At 61.7% G+C, this 13,530-nt stretch carries 12 protein-coding genes and 2 pseudogenes; 4 read left to right on the top strand and 10 right to left on the bottom strand.

All coding sequences use genetic code 11. The features are described 5' to 3' along the window. The first annotated feature begins 26 nt into the window (after positions 1–26). Positions 27–521 carry a hypothetical protein gene (locus JMF82_RS00880; RefSeq protein WP_201312650.1) on the top strand — a complete coding sequence of 165 codons (495 nt, stop codon included), beginning with the start codon at positions 27–29 and terminating at the stop codon, positions 519–521. 151 nt (positions 522–672) lie between these two features. On the opposite strand, the gene JMF82_RS00875 is transcribed toward JMF82_RS00880, so the two are convergent. The 10 genes and pseudogenes from JMF82_RS00875 to JMF82_RS00830 form a co-directional block, all read right to left on the bottom strand. Further along, on the bottom strand, positions 673–1,497 hold the full coding sequence (locus JMF82_RS00875) for a hypothetical protein (protein WP_201312649.1): 825 nt from the start codon (positions 1,495–1,497) through the stop codon (positions 673–675). Further along, complete coding sequence (locus JMF82_RS00870; RefSeq protein ID WP_201312648.1) at positions 1,494–2,111, bottom strand: hypothetical protein; 618 nt, start codon at positions 2,109–2,111, stop codon at positions 1,494–1,496. Before JMF82_RS00870 ends, JMF82_RS00875 begins: the two co-directional genes overlap by 4 nt. A 289-nt stretch (positions 2,112–2,400) precedes the next feature. Then, positions 2,401–2,664: pseudogene (locus tag JMF82_RS00865) on the bottom strand (NrdJb); the annotation flags it as partial. Positions 2,665–2,731: 67 nt separating this feature from the next. After that, positions 2,732–3,496: an energy transducer TonB gene (locus JMF82_RS00860; RefSeq protein WP_201312647.1), complete on the bottom strand. Its 765-nt coding sequence runs from the start codon at positions 3,494–3,496 to the stop codon at positions 2,732–2,734. A 222-nt stretch (positions 3,497–3,718) separates the two neighbouring features. Beyond that, on the bottom strand, positions 3,719–4,114 hold the full coding sequence (locus tag JMF82_RS00855; protein WP_201312646.1) for a hypothetical protein: 396 nt from the start codon (positions 4,112–4,114) through the stop codon (positions 3,719–3,721). Positions 4,115–4,212: 98 nt separating this feature from the next. Next, positions 4,213–4,503 (bottom strand): annotated as a pseudogene (locus tag JMF82_RS00850) (NrdJb); the annotation flags it as partial. Between the two features lie 78 nt (positions 4,504–4,581). After that, entirely contained in the window at positions 4,582–5,346 is a 765-nt protein-coding gene (locus JMF82_RS00845) for a TonB family protein (protein ID WP_201312645.1), read from the bottom strand. A 150-nt stretch (positions 5,347–5,496) separates the two neighbouring features. Continuing rightward, a complete protein-coding gene (locus JMF82_RS00840) occupies positions 5,497–6,240 on the bottom strand; it encodes an NrdJb (protein WP_201312644.1) in 744 nt (247 codons plus the stop codon). 252 nt (positions 6,241–6,492) lie between these two features. Further along, complete coding sequence (locus JMF82_RS00835; protein WP_236585229.1) at positions 6,493–7,071, bottom strand: histidine biosynthesis protein HisIE; 579 nt, start codon at positions 7,069–7,071, stop codon at positions 6,493–6,495. A 138-nt stretch (positions 7,072–7,209) separates the two neighbouring features. Further along, positions 7,210–9,354, bottom strand: coding sequence for an adenosylcobalamin-dependent ribonucleoside-diphosphate reductase (locus JMF82_RS00830; protein WP_201312643.1), 2,145 nt, complete (start codon positions 9,352–9,354; stop codon positions 7,210–7,212). A 432-nt stretch (positions 9,355–9,786) separates the two neighbouring features. Here JMF82_RS00830 and JMF82_RS00825 point away from each other — a divergent pair, with 432 nt between their 5' ends. The 3 genes from JMF82_RS00825 (at position 9,787) to JMF82_RS00815 (ending at position 13,416) form a co-directional block, all read left to right on the top strand. Then, positions 9,787–11,160 carry a Do family serine endopeptidase gene (locus JMF82_RS00825; RefSeq protein ID WP_201312642.1) on the top strand — a complete coding sequence of 458 codons (1,374 nt, stop codon included), beginning with the start codon at positions 9,787–9,789 and terminating at the stop codon, positions 11,158–11,160. A 337-nt stretch (positions 11,161–11,497) separates the two neighbouring features. Next, complete coding sequence (locus tag JMF82_RS00820; RefSeq protein WP_201312641.1) at positions 11,498–12,712, top strand: substrate-binding domain-containing protein; 1,215 nt, start codon at positions 11,498–11,500, stop codon at positions 12,710–12,712. Positions 12,713–12,723: 11 nt separating this feature from the next. Beyond that, positions 12,724–13,416: an HAD family hydrolase gene (locus tag JMF82_RS00815; RefSeq protein ID WP_201312640.1), complete on the top strand. Its 693-nt coding sequence runs from the start codon at positions 12,724–12,726 to the stop codon at positions 13,414–13,416. Positions 13,417–13,530 lie beyond the last annotated feature (114 nt).

Genomic DNA, 13,530 nt, shown 5'->3' with positions numbered 1-13,530 from the left:
ACAAGAGTACCAAGCTGGGGGGAAACATGAACGTCGTCATTAGTAGTCTCCTTACTATTCTTTCTAGCGGTGTGGCAGCTGCACTGGCCACCTCCACTTTCAACCTCCGCGCGTCTGAGCGCCAGCTCAGGCGCGCAAAGCTGGAAGAAGTAGTGACGATTATGCGTCGCGCAAATCACCGCCTTCGTCGCATGGCCGATTGTTTGGAAATTGCCGAGCGCGACCCGTCCAAGCGCGAGGCAATGTTTGCGCAGATCAAGACGCTCACGGAAGAGAAATTGCCCGACGAAAATTTCCGAGTTAGTGCGCTCATCGCCATCTATTTTCCGAGCCTTAGGCACTACATGAATGTAGCTAAGAAGGCGGAGAGCGAAGTGTCCGCCGCGCGACTGAATGGCGTCTCTGAGGCGGAAACGAAGGCGCTGGCGTTGAAAGTCTTGGAGGCAAGGGACAAAGTTGTGAGCGAGGCCATTGAGCTTGCCCCTCGTATCAATGCGCCCATTTGGATGGTTTGGAGATAACTTGTGGCTGCCGCGCATCAACTTTCAATCCAAAGCACCGTTGCAGGTCAGGCGCTGCACCGTGTCCGAGAATCCTAGACGGCGAAGTTCTGTCCCTTCAGGGTAAAGGGACAGAGGTAGTTAGGCGGACTTAACTACCTCCGTCCTTTTTTCAAATCTTCCTTTTCGTTGCAAAAAACTCAAAAATGAAGCGCTTAATCTTTTCGGCAAATTGTCGGACATCCAAGCTCGTTGGCTCAAACGATCCTGGATGAGCAGCAGCATTTCTTATGTTCAAGCAACGATTTAGTTCGTCAAAGGTCTGGCTGTCATATCCCCATAGCTCCATGCCCACCGCGATGAGGTCGAAGTCGCGGCCTAGTTGAAGGTCCGCCAAGCTCGCAACGTTGATTGAGTTCTGGATGCGGTTGAAGGGACTGCCTTTCTTTTTCACTGATGCGGCTGCGGCTGCGTTGTAGGCCGCAAACCCAACGTTTTGGATTTCGGCATGAATTCGAGCAATTGCAGCTGCCCACAACATCACGATTGCTGCCCTGTGGCATCGGACTGAAGAGCACCTTGCAGCTTCGGAAATGTACTGTTCTTCGTCTGTGCTGACTAAGCCGGCGAATACGCCTTCCAGTTGACGTGCAGCGGCTTGCGACGGGCTGCCCTCGTACCTCATTAGAGGAACAACGACGGAGTCCATGAAGACGGACTTGAAAGGTTCAAGGTGTTTGCGGAATACACTCGCCCGAGTGCGTTGCTTCGTCGCCTTCAACACCTCTGCCATGATGCTGTCGAACTGTTCGAGCGCGGGAAGGAATCCATCTACTGCCTCCTTCAGCGCCGCCGAGATTTTCAGCCAGTCTCTCGCAGCCTCTGCAAGTGCAGCCGATTGGTCAACGCGGGCGAAATTGTGATTGGTGCCGAGCTGTGTGTGCAGACTGCATGCACGCTCATGGAAGGATTCCAAATCTTCGCTAGTCGGCATCATGCACTGGCGTCATCGGGGCCGCTTGCCAACTTAGTGAAGCACCCTTCGGCTGCCTTGATCCCTTCCCCAGTGAGGCTGATATCTGTTGCTGAGGATGCGACTTTGAACCACTTGTGCTTCATGGTTTTTGCCACGTTGCCTTGATCCCAGCAACTGTGATCAATGCATGTGGCGCGAAACTCCTTCCAGTCCGCAACCCAACTTGCCGAGATGAGATATCCCTTAAGCGCGAGCAAGAGCGCGACATTCCTCATCTTCTCTGTGGTCGAGGAGCCCGGCACTGACAACGCATGAAAGGTAAATGGATCGACGTTGAAGTCGAAAAGATCGGCTGCTTTTGCGCCGTTGACCTTGGTTCTGCTGACGAGCGAGTTGAAGCGCGTTTTGATTGCGTCCGGAATCGTCGCAGACGCTCCTGCGTTGGAGGGCGCTTCATGAGGAGCTAGAGCAGGAGCGGGTGTGACGCTGGCTGGATTAGCCGCTGGCCTGCTTGGAGACAGGCTTTGAAGGTAGCTAGTTAAGAGCAGTTCGAAGCATTTCTCCTGGAGCTTATCCGGGCACAACGCGACTAAGGCAACAATGTTTTCGATCTGCGGCTTTGCATCTTCGAACATGGCTCTTCCCCTGAGGTCCTGCTCAAATGATTCAAGTGCGAAAGCCCGGCGTCAACTCGAAACGCCGCCCACTAGACTTTAGCCATAGGCTGCATCCCGTACACGAACCGTACATAGTGAAAATCGACCGCGTGGGAGCAAAGAAAAAGGACCACGCTCTTGCAGCGTAGCCCTTTGATTTCATTGACCAATATGGCGAAATTCAAATCCACGTTACGTTTGCACATACGCCTGATTTCGAGTCAGGCGCACGTCACCCGCACTTGCTATACCCACAATTCAAGCAAGTCTAGCAGCCGTCCATCAGCACCAGCGCCTGGGTGTTGTACTTGGCGCAGAGGGTGGCCCCGGGCGGGAAGCCGTTGGCGTTGGTGGGCTCGGCGCTGGCTTCGGCAGCCGGGGCGGACTTCTTGGGGTTGGTGGCGGCCTCGTAGGCCGCGCGCTTTTCGGCGATGAGCTTGCGGGTGCTCTCGTCCATCTCCGGGTCGTGGATCAGGCCGATGGTCTTCATGTGCTGCTCGATCACCGCATCGATCTCAGCCAGGATGCTGGGAGCAACGCAAAAGGGGCCAGAGTGCCTCTCTTAAAAAGGGCACCCTGTCCCCTTTTTAGCCTCGCCATCAGGGCGTCTGAGGGCGAATCTTGATGCGGCTATCGAGCGCCAGGGCCAGATCGCCTGTAGAGGACGCGGGAGGTTCTGCGGGCGAATCGATGGACTGTTCAAGCTCAGGAGCGTATCTGCGCCCGCTGACGGTATCTCGCAGGTTGAACGATATCGGGACGCGAACCCAAGTGCTCGCGGGATGTCCATCGACCATCTCCGGCTCAGCACGCCAGGATTTCATGGCCACCATGGCGGCTTGAACGAACTCGGCAACCCGTCTCTTACGCGTGCTTTGTGCTGACTCAAGGTGAATGTCTGTAATGCTGCCATCCGGCTGTACCCGCACGATCATGTTCAAAGTGGCCTGAACACCATCGGCGATCATGCTTTTCGGATATCTCGGCGCCACCGGCTTGTAGATTTGCGGACCATTACCAATGAAGGCAAGACGAGCCTTGTAACTACTTCCTTCCTCGTGGAACTCGAAAACGCCATGCAGGAAGGTGCGACCTGCCGCCGGCTTGCCGTTTTCGGTCGCTGGTTCGAATTCCCAATGGGACATGGTGGACTTGGCCAGCGGCGCGAGCTCTTCCGAGAGCGCCTTGCTGTCCTTGTCCTCATCCGGCAAGAGATCGATATGCTGAACATTGCCTTGTGCGTCAATGTCGGCAAGGCCAGTAACAAACAGCGAGGACCGCTTCCAATCGTTTGCACTTGGGCTTTCTGCCAAAACGGCATGAGTGAGGACCAGGGCAGCAACACCTAAAGCAAAGCGTTTCATTCCGCCCCCCCCAAAAACGCTCTAATTTGTCGCTCGATGCGATCAGCTTAAACCAATCGAATCATCCGACTCGGATCGGAAGCGAATGGCCAGCAGCAAACGGGACGAGGTTAACTTATGTATACAAAAGAAGTAAACCTGACCCCGTTTGCCAAGGACATTTATCTTTTACTCAAGCTGCGACCCAGTACCCTATTCGATGGGCAGGCACCAATCGGCAGTTCATTCCAGGCCACGCTCTTTCAAGATGAATGATATTTCTTGAAGCGCTTGTAGCTGACGCCGCTCAAACACGGTCGGCTCGTCAATTACTTTGACGGAGGCTGCGGCAAGAGTTAGACCGCCAAGTCCGAGAAGTAGGGTCGAGAACGCCCCCTGTCCGATCGCCTGTAGCCAAATGGCTCCCGCAGCAAATCCACTTCCAACAATCAGCCACGCCAGCCCAAGACGCTTCCACTTGCGTTTGCGCTCGTCGCTCAAAATTGCAGTGCGATGCAATCGCTCTTCGTATAGCTGTCTATCGGTGCAGGTGATTAGAAGTTTGTGCTGCGTCGAATTGTCATAGATATACACATCGCCACCGACGTTTATATCTCCGCCAGCTTTGAAGTCCTTCATTTGACGTCAATCCCTACATTCGAGCAGAAAGTACCGGACAAAAATATAGGGCGGCATTGCTGCCGCCCTTTTACTGATCGGCACTTACGCGCAGAACTTTAACCGCACTTGCTATACCCACAATTCAAGCAAGTCTGGCAGCCGTCCATCAGTACCAGCGCCTGGGTGTTGCACTTGGCGCAGAGGGTGGCGCCGGGCGGGAAGCCGTTGGCGTTGGTGGGCTCGGCGCTGGCTTCGGCAGCCGGGGCGGACTTCTTGGGGTTGGTGGCGGCCTCGTAGGCCGCGCGCTTTTCGGCGATGAGCTTGCGGGTGCTCTCGTCCATCTCCGGGTCGTGGATCAGGCCGATGGTCTTCATGTGCTGCTCGATGACCGCGCCGATCTCGGCCAGGGTGCCAGGAGCAACGAAAAGGGGCCAGCGTACCTTTCTATTAAAAGGGGGCACCCTGCCCCCTTTTTGGCCCCGCCGTCAGGGCGTTTGAGGACGAATCTTGATGCGGCTATCGAGCGCCAGGGCCAGATCCCCTGACGAGGACGTGGGAGGTTCCCCAGGTGAATCGACGGACCGTTCAAGCTCAGGGGCGTGTCGGCGCCCACTGAGGGGATCGCCCAGGTTGAACGTTATCGGGAGGCGAACCCAAGTTCTCATGGGATGCCCATCGACCGTCTCCGGCTCAGCACGCCAGGATTTCATGGCCATCATGGCGACTTCAACAAACTCGGCAACCCGTCTCTTACCCGTGCTTTGTGCTGACTCAAGATGAATATCTGTAATGCTGCCATCCGGCTGTACCAGCGCAAGCATGTACAAGGTCGCCTCTACGCGATCGGATATCTTGGTTTTCGGATACTTCGGCGCTACCGCCTTGTAGATTCGCGGACCATTGCCAATGAAGGCAAGACGAGCCTTGTAACTGCTTCCTTCCTCGTGGAATTCGAAAACGCCATGCAGGAAGGTGCGACCTGGCACCGGGTTGCCATCTGCGGTCGCTGGTTCGAATGCCCAATGGGACATAGTGGACTTGGCAAGTGGCGCGAGCTCTTCTGAGAGCACCTTGGTGTCCTTGTTCTCGTCGGGCAAGAGTTCGATATGCTGAACGTTGCCTTTTGCGTCAATGTCGGCAACGCCTGTGACGAAGACCGTGGACCGCTTCCAATCGTTTGCACTTGGGTCTTCTGCCAAAACGGCATGAGTGAAGATTAGGGCAGCAACACCTAAAGCAAAGCGTTTCATTCTATTCCCCCAAGAACATTCTGAAGTTGTCGATCGAAGCGATCGGTGTAAGCCAGTCGAACGATCCGACTCAGGCCGGAAGCGAATGGCTGGCCTGTAAAAAAAAGGCGGCATCGCTGCCGCCTCGTCTCATTTCGCGGTGAGGCTACCTCACCCGCACTTGCTATACCCACAATTCAAGCAAGTCTGGCAGCCGTCCATCAGTACCAGCGCCTGGGTGTTGCACTTGGCGCAGAGGGTGGCGCCGGGCGGGAAGCCGTTGGCGTTGGTGGGCTCGGTGCTGGCTTCGGCGGCCGGGGCGGATTTCTTGGGGTTGGTGGCGGCTTCATAGGCCGCGCGCTTTTCGGCGATGAGCTTGCGGGTGCTCTCGTCCATCTCCGGGTCGTGGATGAGGCCGATGGTCTTCATGTGCTGCTCGATCACCGCGCCGATCTCGGCGACGATGCTGGGCATGTAGACGCCGCCGGCCTTGAAGTAGCCGCCGCGCGGGTCGAACACGGCCTTCATCTCTTCCACCAGGAAGGTGACGTCGCCGCCCTTGCGGAACACGGCGGAGATGATGCGGGTGAGCGCCACGATCCACTGGAAGTGGTCCATGTTCTTCGAGTTGATGAAGATCTCGAAGGGGCGGCGCTGTTCGTACTGGGTGCCGGCGTTGAGCACGATGTCGTTGACGGTGACGTACAACGCGTGCTCGAACAGCGGTGACTTGATCTTGTAGGTGGAGCCGATGAGCGTTTCGGGGCGCTCCAGGCTCTCGTGCATCTGGATGACTTCTGCCTTGGGCGCCTCTTTGGCGGCCGGCGCGGCAGGGGTTGCGACGGGCGCGGCGGCCTTGTCCTCGGGCTTGACGACGTTGTAGCCCTTGATCTTCTTTTCGATCTTGATCGCCATGGTGTGTGCTTCTTTTCGAGTCTTGAGGGGCGCTAACAGAACCTTGGGGTCCGGGCCTGGGTTTCCAACAGCTTTAGGGGCTGGGGCCTGGCGCGGGGTTGGGGCCTTGAGGCGCTGGATTCCGGCCTGCGCCGGAATGACGGCCTTAACGAAGGCGTCCGTGTCCTGGGTTTGGTAGCGACGTCCTGGCGGCGCGCGTCGCTGGAAACAATCCGGCCCGGCGTTGGTCGCCGGGCCGGACCGGATTACAACTTACTTGCGGCGGGCGGCTTTCTTGGCCGGCTTGCGCACGGCCTTCTTCACGCCTGCCTTCTTGCTGGCAGTGGACCTCTTGACCGCCTTGGCGGCCTTCTTACCGGCGGCCTTACGGGCCGTCTTCTTGACTGCGGCCTTCTTGGCCGTCTTCTTGCTGCTGACCTTGCGAGCAACCTTCTTGGCGGCCGACTTGCGCACGGCCTTCTTGGCGACCTTGCGGGCGACCTTCTTGGCGGCGGCCTTCTTCACCACGCGCTTCTTGGCGGCGGCCTTCTTGGCGACCTTGCGAGCGCCCTTCTTGGCCGCAGCCTTCTTGGCGACCTTCTTGACGGCAGCCTTCTTCACCGCCTTCTTGGCGACCTTCTTGGCGGCGGCCTTTTTCACGGCCTTCTTCGCCGTCTTCTTGGCACCGGCCTTCTTGACCGCCTTTTTGGCGGCAGCCTTCTTGGCCGGAGCTGCCTTCTTGGCCGCGGCCGACTTCTTCTTGGCACGGGCCTTCTTGGGGGCGGCCGGGGTCACTTCGACCACGGGAACCTCCACCGGCGCGTCAACAACCTGGATGGCTTCTTCTTTCACTTCGAAATCAGTATCGATAGACATGCGGGTAATCCCCTCCGACGTGGATTTGGATCTTGTAGTGAGCCTTGCCTCTAGGCATCCGGAACGACTCCTGCAAGCGTGCCGGAACCTGAGCACCAGGTCCCGGCGACGATATTAGAACTTTCCGTAATACCCTTCCTTCAAGGCATCGAACAAATTGGCGGCCGTGTGCATTTCGCCGTCGTACTCCACTTCTTCGTTGCCTTTCAGTTCCACAACGCTACCGTCTTCCAATTCGAAGCGGTAGAGGGTGCTCTCAAGATCGGCTTCCTTCACCAGCACGCCCTGGAACGCGGCGGGGTTGAATCGGAAGGTGGTGCAGCCCTTGAGGCCCTGCTTGTAAGCGTAGAAGTAGATGTCCTTGAAGTCTTCGTAGGGGTAGTCGGTGGGGACGTTGGCCGTCTTGGAGATGGACGAATCGACCCAGCGCTGCGCGGCAGCCTGGATGTCGACGTGCTCCTTGGGCGAGATGTCGTCGGCGGCCACGAAGTATTCCGGCAGCTTGGACTTCGGGTCGTCGGAGAACGGCAGCGCGTCGGCGTTGATGAGCGCGCGGTAGGCCAGCAGCTCGTAGCTGTAGACCTCCACCTTTTCCTTGGTCTTGCGGCCCTCGCGGATCACGTTGCGCGAGTAGTGATGGGCAAAGCTGGGCTCGATGCCGTTGCTGGCGTTGTTGGCCAGCGAGAGCGAGATGGTGCCGGTGGGGGCGATCGAGCTGTGGTGGGTGAAGCGCGCGCCGGTTTCGGCGAGCTCGGCCACCAGGTTGGGGGCCACTTCGGCCACGCGCTGCATGTAGCGGCTGTACTTGGCGTGCAGCACGCGGCCGGGGATGGTGTCGCCGACCTTGTAGCCGTCGGTGGCCATCTCGGGGCGCTTGCGCAGCATGTCGCCGGTGACGGTGTAGTCACGGGTGAGCACCGGCGCCGGGCCCTTCTCCCTGGCGAGGTCGAGGGCGACTTCCCAGCCGGCCACGGCCATCTCGCGGGAGACGTCCTCGGTGAAGCTGACGGATTCGGCCGAGCCGTAGCGCATCTTGAGCATGGTGAGCGTGGTGCCCAGGCCCAGGAAGCCCATGCCGTGGCGGCGCTTGGAGAGGATCTCGTTGCGCTGCTGCTCGAGCGGCAGGCCGTTGATCTCCACCACGTTGTCGAGCATGCGGGTGAACACCTTGACCACTTCGCGGTATTCGTCCCAGTCGAAACGGGCCTTGGGGCCGAACGGGTCGCGCACGAAGGTGGTGAGGTTGACCGAACCCAGCAGGCACGATCCGTACGGCGGCAGGGGCTGCTCGCCGCAGGGGTTGGTGGCGCGGATGTGCTCGCACCACCAGTTGTTGTTCATCTCGTTGACCTTGTCGATCAGGATGAAGCCCGGCTCGGCGAAGTCGTAGGTGGACACCATGATCATGTCCCACAGGTGCCGCGCGCGGATGTGGCCGTAGATCTTGCAGGCCACCAGGCCGTCTTCGCGCTCCACGTAGTTTTCGTGGGTGGGCCACTCGCGCCACACGACCTTGCTGGGGTCGTTGAGGTCGATCTCGTCCTGTTCCTTGACGTGCACGGGGAACACCATCGGCCAGTCCTGGTCGTGCTCCACCGCCTGCATGAAGCCGTCGGTGATGAGCAGGGACAGGTTGAACTGGCGCAGGCGGCCGTCTTCGCGCTTGGCGCGGATGAATTCCTTCACGTCGGGATGGCTGACGTCGAACGTGCCCATCTGCGCGCCGCGGCGGCCGCCGGCGGACGAGACGGTGAAGCACATCTTGTCGTAGATATCCATGAAGGACAGCGGGCCGGAGGTGTAGGCACCCGCGCCCGACACGTACGCGCCGCGCGGACGCAGCGTGCTGAACTCATAGCCGATGCCGCAGCCGGCCTTCAGCGTGAGGCCGGCCTCGTGCACCTTCTCCAGGATGTCGTCCATGGAGTCGCGGATGGTGCCCGACACCGTGCAATTGATGGTGGAGGTGGCCGGCTTGTGCTCCAGCGCGCCCGCGTTGGAGGTGATGCGACCCGCGGGGATGGCGCCACGGCGCAGCGCCCACAGGAAGCGTTCGTTCCAGTGCTCGCGCAGCTCGGGGGTGGTTTCCACCTCGGACAGGGCGCGGGCGACGCGCTGGTAGGTTTCGTCGACGCTGCCGTCGACCGGCTCGCCGGACTTCGCCTTCAGGCGGTACTTCTTGTCCCAGATGTCGTACGACGCCGGCTGCAGCGGAATGGTGGTGTCGCGATTTACGGCTGGTGCACGCATGGTGCTCATCGGCTTCCTGACCTCCCGGTTCGGCCTTTCGGCCCCGTGTTGGTTTCTTGTTTTATTCGGCTTTGCCGCTCGCGTCAGTCATGTGCCTGAGAAACCACATAGCCAGCACACTGCCCGACCTCTGCGCTCCCTGCCTGACCTTCGACAACTCCCCCAAGGCCGCATCCCCTGACACCAGCTCTTGGGTTTATTACCAGCGTCGTCACACAAGATGTTGTGGTCGCGAACGGAAGAGAAAGTTACCCCTCGGATGGTTGGTTGTAAAGTCTTTCCACGCGTTCTTCGTTCCTGTTCCCAAGCTTGCTGCGAACGCATCCTTGGAGCCCGTTGGGCACCGCGGTAGGCAACGGAGCAAAGCGTTGCGACCTTGAGGAACCGCGCGCCGCGTTGCGAGTCGAACGACCGCCGTTTCAAAGTGAAAAAGGAGCTTCCATGCTTGCTCGTGTTGCCCGCCGATGGGCTGCCTTGAGTCTTGTTGCCGCCGCCGCGCTGCCGCTTGCCGGACACGCGGCGGCGCTGCCGCCCGTGGTCGACGGGCAACCGCTGCCCTCGTTGGCGCCGATGCTGGAGAAGGTGACGCCGGCGGTGGTGAACATCTCCACCAAGACGCGGGTGCAGGTGCGCGACCCGTTCTTCGAAGACCCGGTGTTCCGCCAGTTCTTCGGCCTGCAGGGTTCGCCGCGCGAGCGCGTGGAGCAGAGCCTGGGTTCGGGCGTGATCGTGGATGCGGCCAAGGGCTACGTGCTCACCAACAACCACGTGGTGGGCGGCGCCGACGACATCACCGTGACCCTGCAGGACGGTCGCGACGTGAAGGGCAAGCTGGTGGGCACCGATCCGGAAACCGACCTGGCGGTGGTGCAGATCCAGGCGACCGGCCTGGCGGCGCTGCCGATGGCCGACTCCGGCAAGCTGCGCGTGGGCGACTTCGTGGTGGCGGTGGGCGATCCGTTCGGGCTGGGCCAGACGGTGACCTCGGGCATCGTGTCCGCGCTGAGCCGCTCGGGCCTGGGCGGCACCGGCTACCAGAACTACATCCAGACCGACGCGTCGATCAATCCGGGCAACTCCGGCGGCGCGCTGGTGAACCTGCGCGGCGAGCTGGTGGGCATCAACACCATGATCATCTCGCCCTCGGGCGGCAACGTGGGCATCGGCTTCGCCATCCCCACCAACCTGGCCGGCGAGGTGATGCAGCAGCTGATCGCGCACGGCAAGGTCAATCGCGGCAACCTGGGCCTGGAGGCGCAGGACATCACCCCGCGCATCGCCAAGGTGCTGGGCCTGAAGGACACCAAGGGCGTGGTGGTGACGCGCGTGACCGGCGGCTCGGCGGCGGACAGCGCCAGCATCGAGGTGGGCGACGTGATCACCGCGATCGACGGCAAGCCGCTGCGCAGCGCGCAGGAGCTGCGCAATGCCGAGGGCCTGATGCCGATCGGCTCCACCGTGAAGCTGACCGTGCAGCGCAACGGCGCCAGCAAGGACGTCACCGCAAAGTTGACGCCCGAGAAGCTGGCCACCGTCGATGGCGCCAAGCTCGATCCGCGGCTGGCCGGCGTGACCTTCAGCGAGCTCTCGCAGAGCATGCGCAGCCAGGGCATTGCCGGCGTGGGCGTGAGCGTGGTGCGTGCGGGCAGCCGCGCGGCGCAGGCCGGCCTGCAGCCCGACGACATCGTGATCGGCGTGGGCAACCTGCGCGTGCCCGACATGCGCACGCTGCAGAAGCTGTCCGGCGTGAATCCGCGCCAGCTGGTGCTGGTGGTGTCGGGCGACGAGGGTGTGCGCTACGTGGATATCCGCTGAGCCATCGGGGCTTCGTCATGCTGGCGTCAGCCGGAATGACGAAGCCCTTGGCAGTTTGCCTGTGAGCGGCAGCACGCGCGGTCGGGGACGATCGAAAGCCCGCCGAATCGTCGCATGGCAGGTGCGACCGTATGGGTCGCGCTGAGACGAATAACCGCCCATGAACGATGTGAAGACATCGTGCGCGGCATCGCGTTTTTCCCGGTGTCAGGGCGTCGCGCGAGCTTGATGTTTGGCCCTGAGCTGGCTGAAATACCCGGGTTACATCAGTCCCTGCACGCGCGCCCGGAACGGCGGCCTGCGGATCCACCTTCAGCACTCGGGGTTCCCAACCGCCATGTCATCACGCATTTCCCGCCTTTTCATCGTCGCGCTGTTCACCGCATGCGCGGCCACCGGCGCACTCGCCGCCGGCAAGACCAAGACGCCCGCCAAGTCGAGCAAGGCCGCCGCGCTGCCCTCGCTGACCTGGCGCGGCGACTACGCCACCGCCCGTGGCGTGGTCGACGACGTGGCCAAGGCCTGGGAAAAGAGCGGCAAGGGCCGCATCGACATCCAGCCGTTCAACACCGCCTCGGGCCTTGATGCGGTCGCCCACGGCATGGCCGACGTGGCCGGCAGCGCGCGCGGCAGCGCCGGTGGCACCGAGACCGACCTGCAGTTCATGCCGGTGGCATACGACGCGCTGGCGATGATCACCCACCCGTCGAACCCGGCGGGCAACCTCACCGTGAAGCAGCTGCACGACATCTACTTCGGCAAGATCACCAACTGGAAGGACGTGGGCGGCAAGGACGCGCCGATCAACCTGTACGCCGTGGCCAGCCCGGGTGACGGCGTGGAATACAGCCTGCGCCGCCTGATCTTCGGCCGCGGCAACCAGCCGGTGGCCGCGCCCCGCCTGTACGTCAACACGGCCAAGCTGGAAGAGGCGGTGACGCTCGATCCGAACGCGCTGGGCGTGACCACGCTGTCGGGCGTGGCGAACAACGGCAAGGTGAAGATGGTGAGCGTCAACGGCGTGCGCCCGAGCGTCGCCACCGTCACCGACGGCAGCTACATCCTCTACACCCCGCTGTACCTGGTGACCAACGCGAACAGCCCGAAGGCCGCGCTGATCCAGCAGTTCATGGAATTCCTGCACACCGATACGGTGAAGGCGCTGGCCCGCCAGCACCAGCTGGTGCCGTACTCCGATGCGCCGGAACTGGCCGCCAACGACACGGCGCGCCGCGAGAAGATCCTCGCCGAGATCGGCATCAAGATGCAGGTGGAACCGACCCCGGCCCCGCCGGTGCTCGCCGCGCCGGGCGCGACCTACGCCTCGGCCTCGGCCACCGCGCCGACCTCGGAGCGCGCGCTGGAAGCCAAGCAGGCGGTGGAATCGCGCAAGGCCGCCGCGGCCAGCGAAACGCACAAGGTCGCCAAGGGCGAGACGCTGTCCATCATTGCCGAGAAGTACTCGGTGACCGTGGCCCAGCTGAAGGACTGGAACCACCTGAGCAACGATACGGTGAAGCTTGACCAGGTACTGAAGGTCAGCGGCAACTGATCGCTCGCGGCGTGCGCATCCGCGCCATCACGCTCGACCTCGACGACACCCTGTGGCCGGTACTGCCGGCCCTGGAACGCGCGGACCGCGATGTCGATGCGTACCTGCGCCAGCACTATCCCGACGTGGCACGCGCATGGCCCATCCCGGCCATGCGCGCGCTGCGCGCCGAGGTCGCCGCCGAGCGCACCGACCTCGCCCACGACTTCACCGCACAGCGCCACCTGACCATCCAGCGCGCCTTTGCCCACTGCGGCATCGACGAGGCGCCGGTGGAGGCGTTGTGGGAGATCTACTTTTCCGCGCGCAACAGCGTGGAGTTTTTCCCCGAAAGCCTGGCGGCGCTGCAGCGCCTTGCCGGCCGCTGGCCAATCGCCAGCCTCACCAACGGCAATGCCGACCTCGACCGCATCGGCATCCGCGCGCACTTCGCGCACCACGTATGCGCCCGCGATACCGGCGTGCCCAAGCCCGACGCGCGCATCTTCCTTGCCGCCGCCGAGCGGTTCGGCTTGAGCGCCGCCGAGATCCTGCACGTGGGCGACGACCCGGAGTTGGATGTGGTCGGCGCGCGCGACGCGGGGTTGCGCACGGCATGGATCAATCGCGCGGGGCATCCGTGGCCCGGGGCGCTGGGGCGGGCGCCGGATGTCGATGTGCGCCACATGGGCGAGCTCGCCGACTGGCTGGAGAAGCAGGGGTAGCCCCCATCGCCCCTGCCACCTACCTCTGCAGGAGCGCACCCTGTGGGCGACAGCCTTTCGCGCCGGTCTGCACGGTTTTTCTCTTGAGAGCGGGGTGCTGCCTTCGGTTGCCAC

Origin of the sequence: Dyella sp. EPa41, from assembly GCF_016586165.1 — a bacterium.
Lineage (GTDB): Bacteria > Pseudomonadota > Gammaproteobacteria > Xanthomonadales > Rhodanobacteraceae > Dyella.
The sequence above is the reverse complement of the archived record's forward strand: the minus strand, read 5'-3'. Positions and strand labels throughout refer to the sequence as shown.

Bases quoted from the DNA above. Each gene is read 5' to 3' on its own strand.
- JMF82_RS00880 (WP_201312650.1), top strand. From the start codon at position 27: ATGAACGTCGTCATTAGTAGTCTCCTTACTATTCTTTCTAGCGGTGTG.
- JMF82_RS00875 (WP_201312649.1), bottom strand. From the start codon at position 1,497: ATGATGCCGACTAGCGAAGATTTGGAATCCTTCCATGAGCGTGCATGC.
- JMF82_RS00870 (WP_201312648.1), bottom strand. From the start codon at position 2,111: ATGTTCGAAGATGCAAAGCCGCAGATCGAAAACATTGTTGCCTTAGTC.
- JMF82_RS00860 (WP_201312647.1), bottom strand. From the start codon at position 3,496: ATGAAACGCTTTGCTTTAGGTGTTGCTGCCCTGGTCCTCACTCATGCC.
- JMF82_RS00855 (WP_201312646.1), bottom strand. From the start codon at position 4,114: ATGAAGGACTTCAAAGCTGGCGGAGATATAAACGTCGGTGGCGATGTG.
- JMF82_RS00845 (WP_201312645.1), bottom strand. From the start codon at position 5,346: ATGAAACGCTTTGCTTTAGGTGTTGCTGCCCTAATCTTCACTCATGCC.
- JMF82_RS00840 (WP_201312644.1), bottom strand. From the start codon at position 6,240: ATGGCGATCAAGATCGAAAAGAAGATCAAGGGCTACAACGTCGTCAAG.
- JMF82_RS00830 (WP_201312643.1), bottom strand. From the start codon at position 9,354: ATGAGCACCATGCGTGCACCAGCCGTAAATCGCGACACCACCATTCCG.
- JMF82_RS00825 (WP_201312642.1), top strand. From the start codon at position 9,787: ATGCTTGCTCGTGTTGCCCGCCGATGGGCTGCCTTGAGTCTTGTTGCC.
- JMF82_RS00820 (WP_201312641.1), top strand. From the start codon at position 11,498: ATGTCATCACGCATTTCCCGCCTTTTCATCGTCGCGCTGTTCACCGCA.